Below are 19,081 nucleotides of genomic sequence, written 5' to 3' on the forward strand. Positions count from 1 at the left end.
TTGCCGGGTTTGCGTGCATCTTGAATAGGCCGGTTCGCTCATAACACCCTTTTAAGCCTCTCTGGACTCTTTTAAAAGGTGGTACTATGCTACATCGTTCTTTTGCTCAGTTTTTTTTTCATTTTCGACTTCAAACATATCTTCTTCAATTTCCGGACGTCCAGGAAGGACAAGGTTAAGGATGACCCCAATAAAAGCTGCTAAAGCCATACCATGTATTTCAAAGTTTTCATTTAGTTTAATGAATGCTCCGCCAATCCCGATAACCAGGATGACCGATGAGACGACAAGGTTTCGTGTGTTGCCAAAATCGATTTTGCTGTCTACCAGCATTCTCAAACCGGATGACGCGATGATACCGAACAACAGGATTGAGACGCCGCCCATCACCGGTGTTGGGATGGAGCTGATCAATGCCGTGATTTTGCCGATGAATCCGAATACTGTTGCAATGACGGCTGCTCCAAGCAGAACATACACGCTGTACACTCTGGTAATAGCAAGGACACCGATGTTTTCACCGTAAGTCGTTTTTGGCGGGCCGCCAATCAAGCCGGAAATCATCGTTGCCATTCCGTCACCCATAATGGAGCGATGAAGACCCGGCTCTTTAATATAGTCTCTGCCAACAACCTTGCTCAGTACAAGCTGATGGCTGATATGCTCGGACAATGTAACGATTGCTACCGGAACCATCAGCATGACAATTTCCCAGCTGATACTTACATTGTAATGAACGAAAGGGAAGATGAAGTCTGGCATTTCGAAAATGTCCGCTTCTTTCACTCCACTAAAATCGACAATGCCTATTGCCATTGAGTATAGATAACCCACAATGATACCGGCAAGGATTGGAACCATGCTAAGCATTCCCTTTCCGTATATCGAGAAGACAATTGTAGCTGCCAATGTTACTAGAGCAGCTGAGAAGTGAATCAAGCTGTACTCAGTAGTGCCTGGTACATTCATAGCCATGCTGACCGCTGTTCCTGCTAATGATAATCCGATAACAATGATGACTGGGCCGACTACGACTGGGGGCAGCAGGCGCATGATCCAGCGGTAGCCTGCCTTTTTGATGATAAGAGCGACAACTCCATAAACGAGTCCGGCAAGGAATGTTCCAATCATCGCTGCACCCGGACCGCCGCCTGCTTTAGCAGCAATGACAGGAGCTATAAAAGCAAAGGATGATCCGAGGTAAGCGGGAACCTGGAATTTTGTGATGATCAGGAAGGCGATTGTTCCAAGACCGCTTGAAATTAAAGCGATTGCCGGGCTCAGGCCGACCAGATAGGGTACCAGTATCGTTGCGCCGAACATGGCGAATAAGTGCTGAAGACTAAGTGTGATCCATTGGAATGGTGATGGTACATCTTTTATATCTAGGATTGGTTTGTTCATATTTATTCCCCTCTCTGTTTTAAAAACAAAAACCCTCTTTGCCAGTGGATACAAAGAGGGTATGGGTCTAAAAAAAACCCGCACAAAGCCGTCAGCCATGCGTTCCCCCTTTTCAGCCTCTCTGGACTGCATTTAAAAGGGCTCTATTTATTTTTCAAATATGCTTACGCGTTCTTCTTCATCAACTTCCTGTAGTTCTACGACAATTCTTTCTGAGCTGGAAGTAGGGATGTTCTTGCCTACAAAGTCTGCCCTAATTGGCAGCTCCCTGTGTCCTCTGTCAACAAGGACAGCAAGCTGGATAGTCGCGGGCCGGCCGATGTCAATCAATGCATCCATCGCCGCGCGGACGGTCCTTCCTGTGTAAAGGACATCATCCACCAAAATCACCTTTTTATTCGAGATGTCGACCGGGATATCCGATCCTTTTACCTCAGGTTCATGGTCAGCCGTCTTCTTCGTCAGGTCATCGCGATACAAGGTGATATCAAGCTCACCTACCGGAATATCTGCTCCTTCGATCTCACGGATCCTTTCCGCAAGCCTTTTGGCGATATAAATTCCTCTTGTACGTATGCCCACAATGACGCTGTCTTCGATTCCTTTATTTCTTTCGATGATTTCATGGGCTATCCTTGTCAGTGCCCTGCGGATTCCCTGGTTGTCAAGCACAACCGCTTTTTCAGTCATTTGTTTTCACTCCTTCTCTGTCTGTGGTATGAAAACGGAAGTTCAGCACGTCTTACGTTAGATATAAAAAACCCTCTTGTCTGTTTAGGCAAGAGGGTAAACGTGTGGTGTTAGCATGCAGCAGAGCATACATCATATGCCTGCGTGCAAATCCGTTTCCTTCTCAGCCTCACGGGACTGTCTTTAAAGGACTTATTAAACTATAGTCATCTTAAAATACTTGTTGAACTTTGTCAACGATTTTCTCTAAAATCGTTTAAAAGCTCCACGAAATATTCAGGTAGCGGAGCTTCAAACTCTATATACTCCCCTGTCCTTGGATGATCAAAACCAAGCAGTCCAGCATGCAAAGCCTGTCCTCCGATATCTAGTGACTTTTTTGGTCCGTATTTAGGATCGCCTGCCAGCGGATATCCGATATACTTCATGTGAACACGTATTTGATGTGTCCTGCCTGTTTCAAGCTGACATTCAACGAAAGTGAAGTCTTTGAAGCGTTCGAGAACATTAAAATGTGTGACAGCATTCTTGCCATTATCGACTACTGTCATGCTCTGACGGTCTTTTTGATCGCGCCCAAGCGGTGCGTCGATAGTACCATGATCATGCTGGATATTTCCATGAACGAGCGCTTGGTATTTGCGGGTAACACTTTTGGCTACGAGCTGGTTCACCAGGCTTTCGTGCGCCATATCATTTTTAGCAACCATTAAGAGTCCAGAAGTATCCTTATCAATCCTATGGACGATTCCTGGGCGGAGAACACCATTAATGCCTGATAAATCCTTGCAATGCGCCATCAGCCCATTAACAAGTGTTCCAGTCAAATGTCCTGGCGCCGGATGGACGACCATTCCCTTAGGCTTGTTCACAACGAGAACATCTGCATCCTCATAAAATATCTCAAGGTCCATTTCCTCTGCAATTACATCCAGCACTTCTGGTTCTGGAATGGTGATTTCAAGCTTATCATTCAAGCTGCATTTATAATTCGTTTTGACTTGAGCTCCATTGACAAGAACGCTGCCATCCTTGATCCATTGCTGCACCTGGCTCCTTGACCATTCTGCATCAAGAGTCGAAACTACTTTATCTATTCTGTCACCAGCCTGTTCCTCACTGATGATGTGTTCCATTTTCTCCATAAGCTTTTCTTTTCGCCTCTCTCTCTTCCCTAATCATGTCAATCATCAACAACCCTACGCCGATCACCAGCGCAGCATCCGCAATATTGAAGATAGGGAAATCGTATCCGAAAATATATGTGTTGATGAAATCGACCACTTCTTTTCGGTATACCCTGTCGATAAAATTCCCAATCGCCCCGCCCAGCATGAAACCAAGCGAAACGCCAAGCAGAAGTTTGCCTTTAGCTGCTTTTTGAATATAGACGACAAGGCCAACCACCACAATGATGGTAATGACATAGAAGAACCACATTTGTCCCTGCAGGATTCCCCATGCAGCACCACGGTTACGGTGCGAAGTAATATACAAAAAATTCTCTATGACCTTTATGCTCTCTCCAAGCTCCATGTTTTTAACAATAAACCATTTAGTAACCTGGTCAAGCAAAATAACAAACAGTGCAATTATGTAATAAAACACAAAGGTAACCTCCACATCAATTCATTACCTTTGAATTTTAGCACATATTAGGAAAAGCGCAAGCGCCGACAAGCGCTGGGAGCTGGACAATTCTCTAGTTGTAAAATAGGTTTTCTATTTTTTTAATCAAAACAACAGATTTTACAAATTTTTAGTAAGAAAACACTACTGACAACATAGTTCAACTTAAAAATAGCAATTAGAATTTTGATTTTAACCGAAAATGAACATTCAAATTGGCTTTCATTTGGGTTATATTCATTTTTATAGCGGAAATTTATTTTTTATAGCGAAAAAATATTTTTCATAGCGAATTTTTTCTTTTTATAGCGAAAAAATATTTTTCATAGCGAATTTTTCCTTTTTATAGCGAATTGGAAATTCGCATTGATTTTTTCCAGTACAGTTTGTGTGGAAATCCAATTCTAAGCTTCAAAATGCATTCTTATATAATTTTTACGGGACCAAATTTATTCTTGATAAAACTCATGAATAGATGGGCTTGCGGTAGTATTGTTCAATTTGGTCTACCTCCACAGCGGATCTTGCTGTAGGAATTCTTTGCAAAAACTCGTATGGCAAACTTTCTCCTGAAATTTCGCATTTCCCATACTCACCAAATTCCATTTTCTCCAATGCAGTTTCTATATCTTTTAATTCATCAACAATGTATTGCAAAATCCTCTCGTCTTTCTGGCTGTGATTCAGGTACGCTAACAATTCTGTTCTCGTTTCGCGGAGCTCATTGTAAATGTAATCAAGATTACCTTCCATGTATCTGCCCCCGTTCCTGTTTACAGCTATTATTTCCACAGGCATGATGCTGACTCAGATAAACTTTTTACATGTACTGCAGGATTTCCCAAGCAGGAAGATAATTGGCAAAAAGAAAAGCGTAAGCGCATTGGTCAGCCCCGACAAGCGATGGAGGTCCTGACAGAGAAGCCGTTCTTTGACTTCATTGGCAGGACCGAGGGGCTACGCGCTGGAGCTAGACACAATATTAGTGCCAAAAATTATACTTTTGTATAACAAAACTCCGGGTTAAAAACCCGGAGTTCAACAGATCGATTAGTAATTTTCTTTTACAACAGTTGCACAGCGTTCACATAGTGTTGGATGCTCTTCAACACTTCCTACTTCAGGAGTGACAACCCAGCATCGTTCGCATGTTTCGCCTTCTGCCTTGGTAACAACAATCGCTGCATTTTCAAGCTTGATCGCGTTGTCAGGAGCCTGATCATAGCTTCCTGCCACTTCGAAGCCTGAAACAATAAACAGCTGACTTAAGTTTTCAGAGATTGAATCCAACAGCTCTTTTGTGCTGTCGTTTACGTATAATGAAACCTTTGCAGTCAGCGACTTACCGATGACTTTCTCGTTCCGTGCTTCTTCAAGAGCCTTAAGGACCTCGTCGCGAAGCTTCATGAATGCATTCCACTTAGTTTCAAGAGCTTCTGCATTTGCGATTTCCTTCGCTTCTGGCATATCTGTCAGCTGGACGCTGTCTTTGTCAGCTGACGGGATGAATCCCCAAACCTCATCCGCTGTGTGAGAAAGGATCGGTGCAGTCAGCTTAACTAAAGCAATCAAGCTTTCATGCAATACAGTCTGAATTGCCCGGCGCTCTGCATTATCAGCAGCCTCAATGTAAAGGACATCCTTTGCAAAATCAAGGTAGAATGAGCTTAGATCGAGTGTACAGAAGTTGTTTACCGCATGGTAGACGCTCGCAAATTCATAGTTGTCATATGCATTGCGCACATATTTAGTCAATTTGTTCAGCTTTACGAGCATGAACTGATCAACTTCGCGCAGCTGCTCGAATGGTACTGCATCCGTTTCAGGATTGAAATCAGAAAGATTGCCAAGCAAGAATCTGAACGTGTTACGGATTTTACGGTAAACTTCAGCAACCTGCTTCAGGATTGCGTCAGACACACGTACGTCTGATTGATAATCGACAGATGCAACCCACAGTCGAAGGATATCTGCGCCTAACTGGTTCATCACCTTCGCAGGAACGACTACGTTACCGATTGACTTACTCATCTTGCGGCCTTCGCCATCAAGTGCGAAACCGTGGCTCAGGACACCTTTGTAAGGTGCTTTGCCTGTTACGGCAACAGCAGTTGATAATGATGAGTTGAACCATCCGCGGTATTGGTCAGATCCTTCAAGATAAAGGTCTGCAGGGCGCTGGAGGTCATCACGCTCAACTAGCACTGCCTGGTGAGAAGAGCCAGAGTCAAACCAAACATCCATGATGTCTGTTTCTTTCGTAAACTCTCCATTAGGGCTGCCAGGATGGCTAAAGCCTTCAGGAAGCAATTCTTTAGCTTCTTTTTCAAACCAGATATTAGAGCCTTGCTCACGGAAAAGATTTGAGACATGGTCGATTGTTTCATCCGTAATGATTGCTTCCCCGTTTTCCGCATAGAATACCGGGATTGGAACGCCCCAGGCACGCTGACGTGAAATACACCAGTCGCCGCGGTCACGGACCATATTGAACAGTCTTGTTTCTCCCCATGCTGGCACCCATTTTGTTTCTTCTACGGCTTTTAGCAATTCACCGCGGAAGTCCTTGATCGATGCAAACCATTGTGCTGTAGCACGGAAGATTACAGGTTTCTTCGTTCTCCAGTCATGCGGGTATGAGTGGGTGATGAAGCTTAGCTTCAATAAAGCGCCAGCTTCTGCAAGCTTTTCTGTGATTGGCTTGTTAGCCTGATCATAGAATAATCCTTCAAAGCCTTCTGCCTCAGCTGTCATAACACCCTTATCATCTACAGGACATAAAACTTCAAGCCCGTACTTCTGACCAACATGGAAGTCATCTTCCCCGTGTCCTGGTGCAGTGTGTACGCAACCTGTACCAGCATCTGTCGTAACATGCTCTCCTAGCATGACAAGTGAATCGCGGCCGTATAATGGGTGCTTTGCAAGAACACCTTCAAGTTCTTTACCAGCAATCTTCTTAACTGCAGTAGCATTTTCCCAGCCAATTTCATTCGTTACTGCTTCTAGAAGGTCTTCAGCTACAAGGAATTTCCTTCCGTCAGCTTCTACGACAACATATGTTAAATCAGGATGGACGGAGATTCCAAGGTTGGCTGGAATTGTCCATGGTGTAGTCGTCCAGATGATGATTTCGACATCCTGGTCCAGAACACCTTTGCCGTCTTTTACAGGGAAGCCAACATAGATGGAGGCAGAACGCTTATCCTGATATTCGATTTCAGCCTCAGCAAGTGCAGATTCACTTGATGGTGACCAGTAAACAGGCTTTTTGCCTTTGTAGATGTATCCTTGTTTTGCCATCTCACCAAAAACTTTAATTTGTTGCGCCTCATACTCAGGCCTCAATGTGATATAAGGGTTTTCCCAGTCTCCTCTTACACCAAGACGCTTAAACTGCTCACGCTGGTTGTTAACCTGCTCGTAGGCATACTCTTCACAAAGCTTCCTGAATTCAGCGACCGTCATTTCTTTGCGTTTTACACCCTTATTCGTTAACGCCTGTTCAATTGGCAATCCATGAGTATCCCAGCCAGGAACATATGGTGAACAAAAACCGCTCATTGATTTATAGCGTACGATAAAATCTTTAAGGATTTTATTTAACGCATGACCCATATGGATATCTCCATTAGCGTATGGTGGGCCATCATGAAGGATGAACAGCGGTCTTCCTTCTGTGTGCTTTTGAACCTTTTCGTAAATATTCATCTCTTCCCATTTTGCCTGGATTTCAGGTTCTCTGTTCGGAAGATTTCCGCGCATCGGAAACTCCGTCTTCGGCATGAGCAATGTGTCTTTATACTCCATTAAGTTGATCCTCCTATTTTTACCGTTGCAATCATGAAAGAATACGATTTCTGAAAATAAAAAAACCTCCTCATCCCTGAAAAGGGACGAGAAGGTTATATTCCCGCGGTACCACCCTAAATAGACAAGGATTCATCATCCTGTCCTCTTAGCATTCTTAACGCGAATGTCACGCCTGTACTTACTGATCCTAAAAGGATGTTCAGCTCGGAACTATCGGGTGATTTTCTGGCAATCCGCCTGCAATGGGCTTCCACCTTCCCCATTTCGCTGAAAAGCAAGCAACTGGAACGCCATACTGTCCCTGTCATCGTTTCTGTCATGTATTGCACTTTGTTATGAAATTATATGCGAAACAGCGTGCCTGCGTCAAGCTAGTGAATCTTCCTCTTCTCTTGCAGCAGCCTTCAATTCAGTTGAATCCAATTCATATTCAAGAAGATGATCCCAATCATCGGTGTTCAGCATATCAAGCTGCGCTTCAATTAGCATCTTGAACCTTGTCCTGAATACTTTAGACTGCTTCTTCAATTCTTCAATTTCAAGGGCGATTTTTCGTGCCTTTGATAGAGATTCATTAATGATCCTGTCAGCGTTCTTTTCTGCTTCCTTGACGATCAGCTTCGCTTCCTTTTGCGCGTTGCGGCGGACTTCTTCGCCAGCTTCCTGAGCAATGACGATTGATTTATTCAAGGTTTCTTCTATATTTGTAAAATGGCCGAGCCTTGAATTCATTTCATTCAGCTTTTCTTCCATTTCTTTTTTTTCACGGATAATTAGTTCGTAGTCCTTGATCACATTGTCAAGAAACTCATTTACTTCATCTTCATCATACCCGCGAAATCCCTTATTGAATTCTTTGTTGTGTATATCTAACGGCGTTAAAGGCATGACGCCACCTCCCATTAAGTTATAATCCTTTATGTACTTAAAGCAATGATTCGACAAATAAACTAAAAATCCTTCTACTATTACTATATAATTATTTTTTTCTCCCGGCAATAACTCGATATTTATCTTTTTTTGTTTTCCCTTCAATTGTGATGATTTTTGCACGGCCGTATCCACGTGCGGAGATAATATCTCCTTCACCACACTCAAAAGCAGTATATTCAATCGCAGTCCAATTCACTTTTACTTGGCCATGCTGGATGAGCAGCTGGGATTTTTGCCTTGAGAGATTGAAAAGAGCCGACATGACGGTATCCAGCCGTAATGATGAAACAGTCGTGTGCATCTCATTCCACTCTTCAGTAATTCCCACTGCCTTTTCAAGTGGAAGCTCTGATAAGCCAATCGCTGCTCTGCCGATCGATTCTAATTGGATACGGATGTAATCAGCGATCTCCTCAGCTGCAAAAAATTGCACATTATCCCCGTCAATCAGGATATCACCAAATTTTCCTCGCTTCAATCCTAGGGACATCAAGCTGCCCAACACTTGACGGTGTTCAATATTCACAAATTTCTTTGCATAATCAATTCCAAAAAGCTTTACCTGAAAATCTTCTTCTTTAGCTTCCATATACTCTGGAAAAAGAAGTGCCCTCTTTCTCTCTGTACCTGGTCGACCGCCAAACAGCTCCCACTTAACGTCAGGATGCTTACCGATGACTGTTGACAGTATTTGCTGCTCCCTCGGATCCAGGAAATCAGTCAATTTCGGAGCATAATTTTGTTCTACATATTCCTTCCAGTTAATCACCTGATCGATAAATTCCCGTTCCTCAGGACGGAAATGTTGATAAATACTCATTTTGTTCTCCTTTTACTCTTAAAACATCGATAGAAAATAAGCAGGGCCTGAATCAGACCCTGCTTAGTTAGAACCATAGTGCTAATTGCCTTAGGCCATCAACGGCAAAACGCAACACAAGGAATGCCACGATCGGCGAAATATCAATCATACCGATTGAAGGAACAATCCGTCGGAAAGGCTCCAGGAAAGGTTCGCAAATCCTTGCTAAAAATTGTCCGATCGTTGTTTCTCTGGCATTAGGGAACCATGACATGAAAATATAAATAATCAGGGCCCACTGATAAAGACTGACTAGTTGAGCTATAATACCTATCACTAAATCCATTTAATCTACCACCTCGACTCTTGGTAATCCCGCTCCTGCATCAATTCAGAAATATTTCCTGTTACTTCTACATTATCCGGGGTACATAAGAAAATATTCATACCGATCCGCTGAATATCCCCGCTGATTGCATAAACTGTTCCGCTGAGGAAATCCACGATACGCCTTGCCTGGTCCTGTTCAATACGCTGCAGGTTCACAACGACTGCCCGGCGATTTTTTAAATGATCAGCAATTTCCTGTGCTTCCGCATACATTCTTGGCTCCACCAGGATCACCTTCGAAGACTTTTGCACACTTTGCAGGCTTACTATATTCTGCTTTTGCTGAACAGGCTGTTTATTGGGCTTGAAAGGCTCGGCTTCTTCCTCGAGCATTTCCTCATCATTATAGTCATATTCATCTTCCAGGAAAAAAAATGTCTTAATTTTTGATTTTAAGCTCATATTATTGCACCTCCGATTCATTGCCTACCAAGGCAGTGCCAATACGCACCATTGTTGATCCTTCTTCAACAGCTATTTGAAAATCATTTGACATTCCCATTGACAGCTCATTACATGGTGCATAATCATACTTAAGCGATTGTATCTCTGCTCTCAGCCTTTTCATCGTCCTGAAGCTTTCCCTGATCAATTGCTCATCCTCAGTTAAAGGAGCCATCGTCATCAATCCGCTGATTTCAATATTTTGAAACTGCTTCAGTTCTTGTACAAAACCAATGACATCATCCGGATGTAACCCATGCTTGCTCTCTTCGCCGGATGCATTGACTTGGATCAGACATTTCACTTTGGAATCGGATCGCTTATTGATTTCCTTCGCAAGTGACAGCCTGTCCAATGAATGGATATATGTAATATGCTCAATGATGTTTTTTACTTTTCTAGTTTGCAGCGTCCCGATAAAATGCCAGACCGGCTTGTCCCCTAATTCGTTCATCTTTTGAAGGAGTCCTTCATCACGATTTTCGCCAAGATGAGGGACACCAGCATCAATCGCTTCCTGAGCCCGTTCTGATGTAACATATTTGGTAACCGCAATAATCTTTATTTCCCCTGGATCACGCCCGGTTTTTTTACAGGCATCTGCTATTTGATTCTGGATAACCTCCAGATTTTCTCTGACTTTCATTATGGACGGCTATCCTCCTTCCAGCCGATATAAGCCATCATTCTGCCTGCATTACCCATATCCCGTCTATGGGAATAGAAATGCTCATGATGGCAGCTGGTGCAATAATCGGTTACAAGTATATTCCTGTCATCTACCCCTGCCCGTAACAGGATCTGACGGTTCAATTCCTTTAAATCGAGAGAATATTGACCTTCACTCACTTGATTATATGGTAACACATCGACACCATCTAGTATATTTTTCACTAAATTGATGATTCTCTCATCAACAATATAACATTTTTTGCATATTGATGGGCCAATAATGGCAGAAATTTTTTCTATATTTGCCCCATTTTGCTGAAATTTGCGGACCATTTCCGCTGCAATTCCGTGAACAGTTCCTTTCCAACCTGCATGAGCCACCCCAATCAGCTTTGTATCCGGATCAATGAAATAAAGCGGAACACAATCTGCAAACACAAGTGTCAGCAGGATTCCATCCTCTTCTGTCAAAAAACCATCTGTTCCTGAAAAAGAGGAATCGTAAGTCGTTGAGCCTCTGCCTTGATCTGATTTTCCAATTTTGGCAATGCTGATATCATGAGTTTGTTCCGCTCCAACCCAGCTGTAAAGAGGAAATTCGATCTTTTCGGCCAGCAGGAGACGATTTTCGCAAACAGCATTCTGCTCGTCTCCAACATGAAAGCCGAAGTTCAAACCCGAAAAAGCATCCTGCTGGCTCACGCCCCCGTTCTTCGTCGTGAACCCAACCTCAAGTCCAGGATAACGCTCCATCCACTCTCTAATTTTAAAATATTCCTGACTTTCTAAGATGAATGGCTCCATTGCTTTTAACCTCACACTTTTTTTGTCTAGTTTATCACATACAAACCGCAATACAACAGTATTACGTTGTTACTGATCATCCTCACTTTTCTGTTGCAGATATCCCCCGCTGTCTTTATATCGGACTAAAATGACATCTTCACCTATTTTAAGGATATTAGTCCAGGGAATCACAACTTCATCTTCCTTTCCGAAGAATCCCAGCACCTTACCTGAACTCCCAATCACAACAGCTTCGATTTTCCCGGTATTTAAATTAATTTCAAAATCCTCTATATTGCCAAGCCTTTTTCCATCGGACACATTCACAACATCCTTAACTTGAAACTCTGTCACCTTAACCATACAGATCCCTCCGGATTTTCACTTTGGCTTTATTAAACCCTTATATAAAATATATGAACGGGAAACTGATGTATGAATTACTTCAGTGGAACTTGAAATTTTACAGAGTATTCCTCCATTGAGGATGCAAATAAAAAAGCTGCCAAAAGGCAGCTTAGCTTTGGATATTTTTATTCATTTGTTTGATGGCTGCTTTTTCAAGTCGGGACACCTGGGCTTGCGAGATGCCGATTTCATCGGCTACCTCCATTTGTGTCTTACCCTGGAAGAACCTCTTCCTTAAAATCAATTTTTCACGCTCATTCAGGCGTCTCATACCTTCCTTCAGAGCGATTTCTTCTATCCAGTTTGTATCCTTGTTTCGTTCATCGCTCAGCTGGTCCATCACATAAATTGGATCTCCGCCATCATTATAGATCGGTTCAAATAACGATACAGGGTCTTGAATCGCATCAAGAGCAAAGACAATCTCCTCGTGAGGCACCTCAAGTACCTTGGCGATTTCTTCCGCAGTTGGTTCCCTTGACGCCTCACTCATCAGCCTTTCACGAACCTGAAGCGCCTTATAAGCTATATCCCTTAATGAGCGTGAGACTCTGATTGGATTATTATCTCGTAAATATCGTCTTATTTCGCCGATGATCATCGGGACGGCATAGGTGGAAAACTTAACATTCTGCCCGAGATCAAAATTATCAATGGACTTCATAAGGCCTATACATCCGACCTGAAATAGGTCGTCAACAAACTCGCCCCGGTTGTTAAAACGCTGGATTACACTTAAAACAAGCCTCAGGTTCCCATTCACAAGTTTCTCTCTTGCTGTGATGTCACCACTTTGCATTTCTCTAAAAAGTTTTCTCATTTCCTCGTTTTTTAGAACGGGAAGCTTTGATGTATCAACACCGCAAATTTCAACTTTGTTTCGTGTCAATCTTTTCCCTCCTCACAGGAGCTGCTGTCAAAAATCAGTATCTCCGCAAGAAGGAAAAATATGCACTATTTACCTAAAGCCTGGACAGGTTTCAGGAAGAATACGGCAGAAAAACCGCCAAGTTATCACTATTTTCAATGAGAAAATTTTTTTATAGAAAGTTTTTCTGCTATACCATTTTGTTGAATTCTTTACGCAGTCGTTTGATAATCCTTTTTTCCAGACGAGAAATATAAGACTGTGAAATTCCTAACATATCTGCCACATCTTTTTGTGTCTTTTCTTCACCGCTGCCAAGCCCAAATCGCAATTCCATGATTTGTTTTTCACGATCGGATAGCTGCTGAAGCGCTTTAACCAGTAATTTTTTATCTACATTGGACTCTAGATCCTTAGTGATAATATCATCATCGGTCCCAAGAACATCTGACAAAAGCAGTTCATTTCCATCCCAGTCGATATTCAGCGGCTCATCAAAGGAAACTTCAGACCGCAGTTTATTATTCCTTCGCAGATACATCAGGATTTCATTTTCAATACATCTGGAAGCGTAAGTCGCCAGCTTGATTTTCTTCTCAGGATTGAACGTATTGACTGCCTTAATTAAACCGATTGTACCGATACTGATTAAGTCTTCAATATTGATGCCTGTGTTTTCGAATTTACGTGCGATGTAGACAACGAGTCTCAAATTTCTTTCGATTAGAATTGATCTCGCCGCTTTATCCCCATTTGGAAGTTTGTTTAAAAGCACTTCTTCCTCTTCTTTCGTTAAAGGAGGAGGCAACGCTTCGCTACCGCCGATATAATATATCTCATCTGTTTTCAAGCCTAGTTTCATTAATAATTTATACCAGTAATAGGATATCCGAAGCCGTAAATTTTTCATTGATTGTCCTCCTTCTAAATTATGTATTTCTGAGTATAGTAATATTAGCTTACCTTCACGGTTGGCTCTTGTTTTGCCATCCCCGCCATCATTTTTGGATGGATAATACATTGAAAACTGCCATCAGCCGAAAGTTCCTGTGCAGTAAAAGATATTAACCCTTTTTCAGCAAGATAAGTTCCTTCATCTGTAGTGATTTTGATCATGTCAGGTTGAAAAGCAATTATTAATTGATGCTCTTGTCCGACTACCTTGCATGGAATAATTCTCATTCGACTTTCTAGCTGCTGCGAGAAATTTCCATCACCTGACAAAATGCAATCAGGATTTTCAGCTATCCTTTTGATTTCACTTGGCATGCGCTCCAAACAATTTGAAATAGATAAAATCATGACAGGCATCTTAGAGATTGGATCATAAAGCTGGTTTCCGCTATCTATCAATCCCTTAATATTGAAATCCATCTCCATAAACTTCACTTCAACTTCTGCCAGTGATTCGTATTGAATCTTGGTCATTTCAAATTGTTCAATATTTCTCTTTGAAAAATGCCACGCAAGCGGAAACCCAAGCAATACGAACATCCAACTGATTGGATCACCAAACCCTTTAATATGGTTCATGGCAACATTCGATGCCAGGTTCATATCAAATTGGATAAAGTAATGCACTCCTGTCAAAGTGCCCCCAAGCAGAAAAGTCGTCACATAAAAAGTCATCAGTGCCTTGAAAAAAAAACGGAATCTTCTATAGCCAAAGGCTGCCAGGACCATCAATATTGAAAAGAACAGTTTCCCCGCTGGGTGCCCTGCTGCAGCATGAAACGGAGTAATTGCTAATATAATGAGCAGTGAACCAATAGTCCCTCCCACACATAGCCGCCATAGCTTAACCTGTCTTTTCAGGATGATGGCAGTCAAGTAAAGAAGGAATGTATCAAATAATAAATTCAATGCCCAGATGACATCCAGATAGATCTTCACCTCTCATCCCCCTAAGAAAAGCGCACGCACCTTGTTAAGCGCCGACAAACGTCTAGATAGGCTAGGCGATGGAGCTAGACACTAATTTAAGTGAATAAACTCGATACGCTTATACAGGTACAGAATTTGCATACGCCTGGTTTGACCGCTAAAAGTACTGTACCAGAATCCCATTCAGACTCCTTCATCCCTCTTAATCATAAGGATCCAGCCAACGTTAATTGACAGATCAATCTGGCAAACCTCACAAACTAATACAGCTGTAACAACCAACATGGCGCTGAGCAAGATTATCACCCACTGTTGAAGCAAGTGGTAATCGATTTGCTTCTTGCTCTATCATTCCGTTACGGAAAAGTATATCGTCAATGACCTATGAAGTGTGTCATAATCTGGCAACAAAACAACAGAGATTTTCACTTTTCCCTTCGGATTTTGTCAATTTTCAGATTATTAACTTTAAGAATAAAATTCACTTGAATTTTTAGTAGTCCATATTTTCCAATGGAAGTTGTTTAGTAGATTTCAAAAATAATATAAAAAAGGGCATAGCCATTTCGGCTATGCCCTGCAGATTTATAAAATTAGCGTCTTCTGTTTCGATTGCGCAGGAATGTTGGGATATCAAGAGCATCGTCACCTTGTGGAGACTGATTGCTGCTTCTTGATGCTTCCTGCTGAATTTCTTCACGTTTAGGCTGTTCTCGCTTGATCGCACCCATACCTGGCTTCTGCTGCCCTCCAAAACCTGGCCTTGTCGGCTTAGGCTGGACGACCTCCTCATTGAAACCTGTTGCAATAACCGTAACGATAATTTCATCTTTTAAGTTCTCATTGATAACTGATCCAAAGATCATGTTTACATCCTGGTCTGAAGCAGAAGCAACAATATCTGCGGCTTCCTGTACTTCATAAAGGCTTAGATTCGTGCCGCCAGTAATGTTCATCAAGACACCCTGTGCTCCATCAAGTGATGTTTCAAGCAATGGAGATGAAATAGCTTTTTTAGCTGCTTCAGTAGCACGGTTTTCACCCGCAGCTACACCAATTCCCATCAGCGCTGAACCTTTATTCGACATGATTGTTTTAACATCGGCAAAGTCAAGGTTGATCAGACCAGGTGTAGCGATCAAGTCTGAAATGCCCTGGACACCCTGGCGCAAAACATTATCCGCTTCACGGAACGCTTCAAGCATAGGAGTGCTCTTATCAACAATCTCAAGCAAGCGATCGTTAGGGATGACGATCAAAGTGTCAACTGCTTCCTTCATAGCGGAAATACCGCCGCCAGCCTGTCCTGCACGCTTGCGTCCCTCAAATGTAAATGGACGAGTAACAACACCAACCGTCAATGCTCCAAGGTCTTTGGCAATTTGAGCAATAACCGGAGCTGCACCAGTTCCTGTTCCTCCGCCCATACCAGCTGTAACGAATACCATATCCGCGCCTTTTAGCACTTCTTCAATTTGTTCTTTGCTTTCTTCGGCTGCTTTCTTTCCGACCTCAGGGTTAGCACCAGCGCCTAGTCCACGCGTTAGTTTTGCACCGATTTGCATTCTGATCTCAGCTTTGGAAAGGTTAAGCGCTTGGGCGTCTGTATTAACAGCGATGAATTCCACACCTTGTACGCCGTGTTCGATCATTCGGTTAACCGCATTATTTCCGCCGCCGCCAACACCGATAACTTTTATAGTAGCAAGTGAATCTAAATTTGTATCAAATTCCAACATGACAAATCCTCCTAATTCGCCGAATTCCTGTTAGCTCTGATTATTCAAAAAAGTAGCCAAGAAATTTCTTCATTCTTGTGGTGACTTTTTCTTCAGGCTGTTTCTCGGGCTTCGATTTTGGATGCGGCTGTTTTTGAACTCTCTTTTCTTTCGGTTCCATCTCACTAAAAGCTGCTTCCATTTTCTTTCCTTTTAATTTTGCGTTTTTATATGCAAATTGGATTAAGCCGACTGCTGTCGTGTACTGGGGTTCCCTTACGCCAATATAATCCGGGATGGCGATTCTTACCCTGCTTTGGAAAATATCCTGGGCTAGCTCCAGAACACCCTGCATATTGGCTGTTCCACCTGTCAGAACAAAGCCGCCTGGCAGGTCCCTTATGTTCATGTGTTTCAATTCATCCTGAACAAGGGAGAAAATTTCTTCCATTCTTGCCTCTATGATATCGGCTACTTCCAGCTGATTGAACTGCTGTTGCTGGTCGCTGCCAATAATTGAAACCTCGAAAATTTCTTCATCGGATGCATGGTCATAAAAGGCATGTCCATGCTTCAATTTCAATTTATCCGCTTCTTCAGTTGTCGTACGCAAACCGATTGATAAGTCCTTAGTGATATGGTCTCCTCCAACCGGAATGACAGATGTACCCCTTAAGTGCCCGTTCTCAAATACGGCAACAGTCGATGAACCGCCCCCGATATCAATCATCGCGACACCCATATTCTTTTCATCCTTTGAAAGTGCGAAAGCTCCTGCAGCAAGCGGCTGCAAGCCGATATCCACAATTTCAAGACCAGCACGCTCAACACAACGAAGAGTATTATGTAAGATAGTCTTTGATCCAGTAATGATCGTTCCTTCCATTTCAAGCCTGACACCGATCATGCCTCTTGGATCATTGATCTCATCAAGACCGTCAACGATAAATTGCTTTGGAATCACGTCTATTATCTCTCGCTCTGGCGGAATCGATACCACCTGTGCAGCATCAATGACTCTGGCTACATCTTCATTGGTGATCTCGCGATTGTCGCTGGAAACTGCAACCACGCCATGGCATGGCAACAGGGAAACATGATTGCCGGTGACACCTACAATCACCTGATTAATCTTTAAACCTATCATTCTTTCAGCTTGTTCGATTGCCCTTTTAATAGAATGAACGGTTTCATCTATATCAACAATGGAGCCCTTTCTTAACCCTTCGGACTTTACATTGCCAACACCAATTATATTTAAAGTGTCGCTGACCATTTCCCCAATGATTACCTTCACACTGGATGTACCGATGTCAAGACTGACATATATATCATTGCTGTTCATTCTGTGGCACCTCCTTCAATAATTCCTAGTGGTTGAACAACAATTTCTTGCCACTATCTAATTGCGTTTCATTTTTTAATTACATTACTTTATTCGTCACAATTAAATATTTCCCTTTTAAAATATCATTTTTTTTTCTACTTTTCACTTGTCGTTGACCATTTTGTCAAAATTATCCTCCGGATGACGGCTATATTCTGGAATAGCCTTACCCCAAAGGCAAAAACTGCTGCTAAATACAAGTCTACACCAAGATGGACACCTAGAAAAGCTAAACTTGCTGCTAATACTATATTAAAAAAGAATCCTGATACGAAAACTTTTTCATCATAAATATTTTGCAGTTGGGCGCGGATCCCTCCGAACAAAGTATCCAGGGCTGCAAGGATCGCGATTGATAAATAGTTGGAGTATTCTTCAGGAATTGTGATATCGGTCAATAGCCCAATGATGACACCGATGATCAACCCCATGATTGGAAGCCACATTATCCGTTGCCTCCCCCTTTGTCTGTTTTAACGGGTTCCATGTACCTGATCCTGATTGTATCTTGATATGCAGGTACAACCAGCGTGCTCTCAGGCCTGTTTACTATCACTTCCAGGTTATCGATGAAAAAATCATCGGCTACCGTGGAAACTTTCATACGATTGTATAACTTTTCGGCTGCGTCTCCATTTTCGGTAATAACCCGAACTTCAATAGGAAAACGATTTAAAGAATGGCCGTTGATTTTTGTCACTCTGTTTATATCCCGGATGACGGTCGTGTTAATAATTCTCTCGCCATCAACGGAAACATACTTCGCGCCATACATATTCAACTCATTCAAAAGCCTTTTAAGCATGTCTGGAGAAACCGAAGGCGGATTGTCCCCTTCGACGATCAGGTTGAAAGCAGGTTTGATCGAGAGAGAGAGCCCCGGACCGGTGACCTCGGTCAGTCCAGCCTCATCCTTCAATTCTGCGAGGGTTTCCCGCAGCACCTCTTCCTTGCTTTGCTGCCGCTCAGTTTCATACTTAGCTATTTTCTCTTCATTGGACCTGATTTCAAGAAGCAGCTTAGACTGTAATTCCTTCTCCTTCATTAAATCCTCACGAAGCTGCCAAGTGTCACGTGTATCCCTGACTTCTGGTTCCCTGACGGTTTGAAACTGAATGGCGACCATTAATCCAATTATTGCAGCTATAATACTGAAGCTGAGATTGTTAGGTCGGACCAATATATTCACCTTGCTTTCTATTAGGCCATTTCTGGTGATATTCATTCAATCCCATTCTAACAGCCTGATAACC

20 protein-coding genes and 1 other annotated feature are annotated in these 19,081 nt (G+C 42.6%); all 20 genes read right to left on the reverse strand.

Annotated features, from left to right (window positions below; translation table 11 throughout):
- Window positions 1-84: 84 nt before the first annotated feature.
- The 20 genes from LC048_RS13260 to LC048_RS13355 all read right to left on the reverse strand — a co-directional run bounded on the left by LC048_RS13260 (window position 85) and on the right by LC048_RS13355 (window position 18,954).
- Window positions 85-1,404: a solute carrier family 23 protein gene (locus tag LC048_RS13260; protein WP_306047934.1), complete on the reverse strand. Its 1,320-nt coding sequence runs from the start codon at window positions 1,402-1,404 to the stop codon at window positions 85-87.
- A 147-nt stretch (window positions 1,405-1,551) separates the two neighbouring features.
- Window positions 1,552-2,094: a bifunctional pyr operon transcriptional regulator/uracil phosphoribosyltransferase PyrR gene (gene pyrR / locus LC048_RS13265; RefSeq protein ID WP_226600548.1), complete on the reverse strand. Its 543-nt coding sequence runs from the start codon at window positions 2,092-2,094 to the stop codon at window positions 1,552-1,554.
- 233 nt (window positions 2,095-2,327) lie between these two features.
- The gene (locus tag LC048_RS13270; protein ID WP_226600547.1) at window positions 2,328-3,239 is read right to left on the reverse strand and encodes an RluA family pseudouridine synthase; all 912 of its coding nucleotides are present in this window, start codon (window positions 3,237-3,239) and stop codon (window positions 2,328-2,330) included.
- On the reverse strand, window positions 3,211-3,702 hold the full coding sequence (lspA, locus tag LC048_RS13275; RefSeq protein WP_226600546.1) for a signal peptidase II: 492 nt from the start codon (window positions 3,700-3,702) through the stop codon (window positions 3,211-3,213). The genes LC048_RS13270 and lspA overlap by 29 nt, the downstream gene beginning before the upstream one ends.
- A gap of 486 nt (window positions 3,703-4,188) precedes the next feature.
- Entirely contained in the window at window positions 4,189-4,476 is a 288-nt protein-coding gene (locus tag LC048_RS13280) for a TraR/DksA C4-type zinc finger protein (RefSeq protein ID WP_226600545.1), read from the reverse strand.
- Window positions 4,477-4,773: 297 nt separating this feature from the next.
- On the reverse strand, window positions 4,774-7,533 hold the full coding sequence (ileS, locus tag LC048_RS13285; protein ID WP_226600544.1) for an isoleucine--tRNA ligase: 2,760 nt from the start codon (window positions 7,531-7,533) through the stop codon (window positions 4,774-4,776).
- Between the two features lie 79 nt (window positions 7,534-7,612).
- Window positions 7,613-7,853 (reverse strand) — a binding site (T-box leader).
- A 49-nt stretch (window positions 7,854-7,902) separates the two neighbouring features.
- Window positions 7,903-8,424: a DivIVA domain-containing protein gene (locus LC048_RS13290; protein WP_215031857.1), complete on the reverse strand. Its 522-nt coding sequence runs from the start codon at window positions 8,422-8,424 to the stop codon at window positions 7,903-7,905.
- A gap of 91 nt (window positions 8,425-8,515) precedes the next feature.
- Window positions 8,516-9,289 (reverse strand): YlmH family RNA-binding protein, encoded by a 774-nt coding sequence (locus LC048_RS13295; RefSeq protein ID WP_226600543.1) that lies wholly within the window; start codon window positions 9,287-9,289, stop codon window positions 8,516-8,518.
- Window positions 9,290-9,356: 67 nt separating this feature from the next.
- A complete protein-coding gene (locus LC048_RS13300; RefSeq protein WP_226600542.1) occupies window positions 9,357-9,617 on the reverse strand; it encodes a YggT family protein in 261 nt (86 codons plus the stop codon).
- Window positions 9,618-9,622: 5 nt separating this feature from the next.
- A complete protein-coding gene (locus LC048_RS13305; protein WP_226600541.1) occupies window positions 9,623-10,063 on the reverse strand; it encodes a cell division protein SepF in 441 nt (146 codons plus the stop codon).
- Between the two features lies 1 nt (window position 10,064).
- Window positions 10,065-10,751 (reverse strand): YggS family pyridoxal phosphate-dependent enzyme, encoded by a 687-nt coding sequence (locus LC048_RS13310; protein ID WP_226600540.1) that lies wholly within the window; start codon window positions 10,749-10,751, stop codon window positions 10,065-10,067.
- On the reverse strand, window positions 10,751-11,581 hold the full coding sequence (gene pgeF, locus LC048_RS13315) for a peptidoglycan editing factor PgeF (RefSeq protein WP_226600539.1): 831 nt from the start codon (window positions 11,579-11,581) through the stop codon (window positions 10,751-10,753). The genes LC048_RS13310 and pgeF overlap by 1 nt, the downstream gene beginning before the upstream one ends.
- Before the next feature lie 69 nt (window positions 11,582-11,650).
- Window positions 11,651-11,926, reverse strand: coding sequence for a YlmC/YmxH family sporulation protein (locus LC048_RS13320; RefSeq protein ID WP_226600538.1), 276 nt, complete (start codon window positions 11,924-11,926; stop codon window positions 11,651-11,653).
- A gap of 154 nt (window positions 11,927-12,080) precedes the next feature.
- Complete coding sequence (gene sigG, locus LC048_RS13325) at window positions 12,081-12,860, reverse strand: RNA polymerase sporulation sigma factor SigG (protein WP_023614979.1); 780 nt, start codon at window positions 12,858-12,860, stop codon at window positions 12,081-12,083.
- A gap of 169 nt (window positions 12,861-13,029) precedes the next feature.
- Window positions 13,030-13,749 (reverse strand): RNA polymerase sporulation sigma factor SigE, encoded by a 720-nt coding sequence (sigE, locus tag LC048_RS13330; protein ID WP_041966016.1) that lies wholly within the window; start codon window positions 13,747-13,749, stop codon window positions 13,030-13,032.
- 44 nt (window positions 13,750-13,793) lie between these two features.
- Window positions 13,794-14,732: a sigma-E processing peptidase SpoIIGA gene (gene spoIIGA, locus LC048_RS13335; RefSeq protein ID WP_226600537.1), complete on the reverse strand. Its 939-nt coding sequence runs from the start codon at window positions 14,730-14,732 to the stop codon at window positions 13,794-13,796.
- A gap of 584 nt (window positions 14,733-15,316) precedes the next feature.
- Entirely contained in the window at window positions 15,317-16,462 is a 1,146-nt protein-coding gene (ftsZ, locus tag LC048_RS13340) for a cell division protein FtsZ (protein ID WP_226600536.1), read from the reverse strand.
- 40 nt (window positions 16,463-16,502) lie between these two features.
- Window positions 16,503-17,786 (reverse strand): cell division protein FtsA, encoded by a 1,284-nt coding sequence (ftsA, locus tag LC048_RS13345; protein ID WP_226600535.1) that lies wholly within the window; start codon window positions 17,784-17,786, stop codon window positions 16,503-16,505.
- Between the two features lie 137 nt (window positions 17,787-17,923).
- Window positions 17,924-18,274 carry a small basic family protein gene (locus LC048_RS13350; protein WP_226600534.1) on the reverse strand — a complete coding sequence of 117 codons (351 nt, stop codon included), beginning with the start codon at window positions 18,272-18,274 and terminating at the stop codon, window positions 17,924-17,926.
- The gene (locus tag LC048_RS13355) at window positions 18,274-18,954 is read right to left on the reverse strand and encodes a DUF881 domain-containing protein (protein ID WP_226600655.1); all 681 of its coding nucleotides are present in this window, start codon (window positions 18,952-18,954) and stop codon (window positions 18,274-18,276) included. The genes LC048_RS13350 and LC048_RS13355 overlap by 1 nt, the downstream gene beginning before the upstream one ends.
- Window positions 18,955-19,081 lie beyond the last annotated feature (127 nt).

This window comes from Mesobacillus subterraneus (assembly GCF_020524355.2).
Lineage (GTDB): Bacteria > Bacillota > Bacilli > Bacillales > Cytobacillaceae > Mesobacillus > Mesobacillus subterraneus_C.